Below are 3,453 nucleotides of genomic sequence, written 5' to 3'. Positions count from 1 at the left end.
TGTTGTATGAATTGCACCTGATACCATACCATCAGCATATCCTGATTCTAGCATCATTGTCCCAAAATATAATGGATCTCTAACAATCGCTTCTACTTTTTCACGTGTAATACCTTTATTTTTTCTTAAATTATAAAATCTTTCTTTATAATAATCCATATCCTTTGAACTATCTGGGTCTACAATTTCAATATTAGTTATATCTACACCTAAATTTTTTGCATGCCTTAAAATTATCTCTTCATTCCCTATTAGTATTGGATAAGCTAACTTTTCAGCATCTATCCTTGCTGCTGCTTTTATAGTCCTTTCCTCTTCCCCTTCTGGTAAAACTATTCTTTTTCTATCCTTTTTAGCTATATCATATAACTTTTGCATTAGTTTCATATATAACCCTCCATAAAACTTCTTTATAATTATATCTATATTCTATCATATGGAAATAAATGGCACTACATTATATTTTTATTTATACTACTATCTTATTTCCTAAATCTAAAATCCCATTTATTTTGGTGGCATTACTATTGCCTTACCTTTTACAACTACTTTTCCATCTTGATTCATACAAATAGTTTCAAGAACTATTCTATTTTTATCTTCTATCTTTTCAATAACTTTTGCTATTGCTGTTATAGTATCTCCGAATCTCACTGGTGCAGTAAACTTAACCTCTTGTGATAAATAAATTGTCCCTGGTCCTGGAAGATACATTCCTAATACTGTAGAAATATATCCTGCTGATAACATACCATGAGCAATTCTACTTTTAAACATTGTATCTTTACAATACTCTTCATTAAAATGGGCTGGATTTAAATCCCCACTTACACCTCCAAATAATACTACATCTGTTTCTGTAATTGTTCTGCTATAACTAGCTTCATCCCCTATATTAATCTCATTAATTGTTTTTCCTTTCATCATAATACCTCCTTAAATTTTTTAATATTTGTTCTGCACAAATAAATTGTAAGTGCTTGCTTACATTCTTTCTCAAAAAAAATTAACACCACACTAAAGTATAGTTATTAATTTTATATTTTTACTTTTACTTCTTATATGCAGTAATAAATTGTTTTGTATGTTCTTCTACTACTTTTTCCATTGGAATATTAGTAAAAGTATTATTAGTTAATATATCTACAGTAAACATCCCAAGTAGACTATTCAGTAATGTTACTGCCATAATTTCTATATCACCTACTATTTGATTCTTTTCAATCTGCTTTTTAAAATAGCCTTGTAAAATAATATTTAACTCCCTTGATAATTTTAGCTTTATAAAATCTTTTTCATTATCTGATAATTTTAATTGAACCTTATAAAGTTTTATATTCAATACAAATAAATCATATATTCTTTTTGTTATAATTATCATAGCCTCTTCAAAACAAAGTTCATTAGTTCCATCTAAAATAGCATCAATATGAGATTCTAAAACATAACACTCTGTTGTAACTTGAAATAAATTAGCCTTATTTTTAAAATGTCTAAACACTGTTAATTCATTAACACCTGCTTTTTTTGCAATCTGCTTAGTTGTAGTTGAATAGTAGCCTTGCTCTGAAAATAACTTTAGAGCAACTTTCATTATTTTTTCCCCTGTTTCATTCATTATTAATCTCCTATCATCTATATCAATATATTAATTCCATTTTTTTCTAATATAAGTTTATACTATTTTTATTTCTTCTTCAAGCGATAAAAACCCTTTGACAATACTTATAAACTCATTTGGTTTCTCATACATAGATGCATGTCCACAATGCTCTATTCTTATATATTTTGAATTCTTAATCTCACTACTTATAAATCTTTGCTCCGCCATAGGTGTTATAAAATCTAACTCTCCACTCACAACTAAAGTATTAGCAGTTGTATTTTTTATTGTATCTCTAACATCATACCCCTGTGCACTCTCTGTTAATCTAATAATAGCCTTAAAGAAATCATCATTAAATATTTTATATAAAAAGTCTTTTCTGCTATTCATCCACTCTATATTTTTACTATAAAATTCTGGTGAATATATAATTGGAATACTTACATTATAAAAAGCCTGTGGATCTTTTGTTTTTGCAACATTTATCCAACCTTGCCCTATATCTGTAAGCCATGGATTTGTATAAGCCGTAGTATTAAATAATAGTAGTTTATTTATATTCTCCTTATACTTTAACGCAAATTGAATTGCAATTTCCCCACCATATGAAACACCTAAAATATTTACTTTATCAATTTTCAATTCATCTATTACAGCTTTTACTATATCAACTTGAAACTCTTGACTATATAGCTCTTCCATTCTATCTGATTTTCCTTGGTCTATAAAATCAAGCAATATAACTTTATTATTCTTAATAAGCGTTGGTAAAAACATAACCCAGCTCATATGCGACATCATAATTCCATTAAGAATTATAAGAGGTTCTCCCTCACCTTTAACTTCATAATATATATTTTTATCATTAAACTTTAAATATGACATATAATTCTCTCCCTTTAACTATCTATTAATTCCATCTCTAATGCTTTTTTGTAAAGTTCATCTCTAAAATCCGGATGTGCTATTTTTATTAATTTTTCTGTTCTTTCTCTTATACTCGTTCCTCTTAAACTAGCTATCCCATACTCTGTAACAACATAGTCAACATCATTTCTTGAAAGACTTACCGCTGCTCCTTGCTTTAAGAAAGGAACAATTTTTGATATTCTCTCTCTTTGATCTGTAAATTTATTTTTAACCATTGCTGTAGAATATAATGCTATGAATGACCTACCATTTTTAGACCTTTGTGCTCCTATTGCGGTATCTGCTTGTCCCCCTGTTCCACTAAACTGAACATATCCTATAGATTCTGATGCACATTGACCAAATAAATCTATTTCTATAGTCGTATTTATAGAAACCTGATTATCATTTTCACCTATAATATATGGGTCATTAGTCCAGTGTCCATCCATTATCATAACTGAAGTGTTATCATCTAAAAATTCATATAATTCCTTTGAACCAAGTGCAAAAGCTGCTACATGTTTACCTTTATTAAAATTCTTACTTTTACCTGTTACAACTCCAGCTTTTATTAAATTCATCATTCCATTAGTAAACATTTCTGTGTGTATACCTAAATCTTTTTTGTCTAATAAAGATACTGTAACAGCATTTGGAATTCCACCAATTCCAAGTTGAATACAATCTCCATCATTAATTTTCCCTGCTATTAATTTACCAATTATTAAATCTTTTTCATTTGAGGGTGAATCTAAAAGTTCCGAAATTTCATAATCTACCTCTACCATATAATCAATTTCTGATACATGCATTTCTACATCACCAAAAGTTCTTGGCATATTCGGATTTATCTCTAAAATCACTAAATCTGCTGATTCAATCATTCTCTTTTAGATCGGAAAGAGCACACGTCTGAACTCCAGTCACTCTCGCGC

5 protein-coding genes are annotated in these 3,453 nt (G+C 28.7%); all 5 read right to left on the bottom strand.

The annotated features are described in order from the left end of the window. Positions 1-387, bottom strand: a 387-nt coding sequence (locus Q0V24_RS16980) for a phosphate acyltransferase (protein WP_297523345.1), incomplete at its 3' end; no start/stop codon positions are given. Positions 388-507: 120 nt separating this feature from the next. After that, positions 508-924, bottom strand: coding sequence for a MaoC family dehydratase (locus Q0V24_RS16975; protein ID WP_297523346.1), 417 nt, complete (start codon positions 922-924; stop codon positions 508-510). A gap of 127 nt (positions 925-1,051) precedes the next feature. Beyond that, on the bottom strand, positions 1,052-1,618 hold the full coding sequence (locus tag Q0V24_RS16970; protein WP_297523343.1) for a TetR/AcrR family transcriptional regulator: 567 nt from the start codon (positions 1,616-1,618) through the stop codon (positions 1,052-1,054). 57 nt (positions 1,619-1,675) lie between these two features. Continuing rightward, positions 1,676-2,491 (bottom strand): alpha/beta hydrolase, encoded by an 816-nt coding sequence (locus tag Q0V24_RS16965; protein WP_297523341.1) that lies wholly within the window; start codon positions 2,489-2,491, stop codon positions 1,676-1,678. Positions 2,492-2,505: 14 nt separating this feature from the next. Continuing rightward, on the bottom strand, positions 2,506-3,402 hold the full coding sequence (locus Q0V24_RS16960) for an acetyl-CoA hydrolase/transferase C-terminal domain-containing protein (RefSeq protein WP_297523339.1): 897 nt from the start codon (positions 3,400-3,402) through the stop codon (positions 2,506-2,508). Positions 3,403-3,453: the final 51 nt, after the last annotated feature.

Origin of the sequence: uncultured Clostridium sp. (assembly GCF_947039605.1) — a bacterium.
Classification (GTDB): domain Bacteria; phylum Bacillota; class Clostridia; order Clostridiales; family Clostridiaceae; genus Sarcina.
Note: the sequence above shows the minus strand (reverse complement) of the source record. Positions and strands in the feature narration are given on the sequence as shown.

Excerpts from the sequence above, each read along its gene's own strand:
- Q0V24_RS16975 (WP_297523346.1), bottom strand. The coding sequence starts at position 924 with ATGAAAGGAAAAACAATTAATGAGATTAATATAGGGGATGAAGCTAGT.
- Q0V24_RS16970 (WP_297523343.1), bottom strand. The coding sequence starts at position 1,618 with ATGAATGAAACAGGGGAAAAAATAATGAAAGTTGCTCTAAAGTTATTT.
- Q0V24_RS16965 (WP_297523341.1), bottom strand. The coding sequence starts at position 2,491 with ATGTCATATTTAAAGTTTAATGATAAAAATATATATTATGAAGTTAAA.
- Q0V24_RS16960 (WP_297523339.1), bottom strand. The coding sequence starts at position 3,402 with ATGATTGAATCAGCAGATTTAGTGATTTTAGAGATAAATCCGAATATG.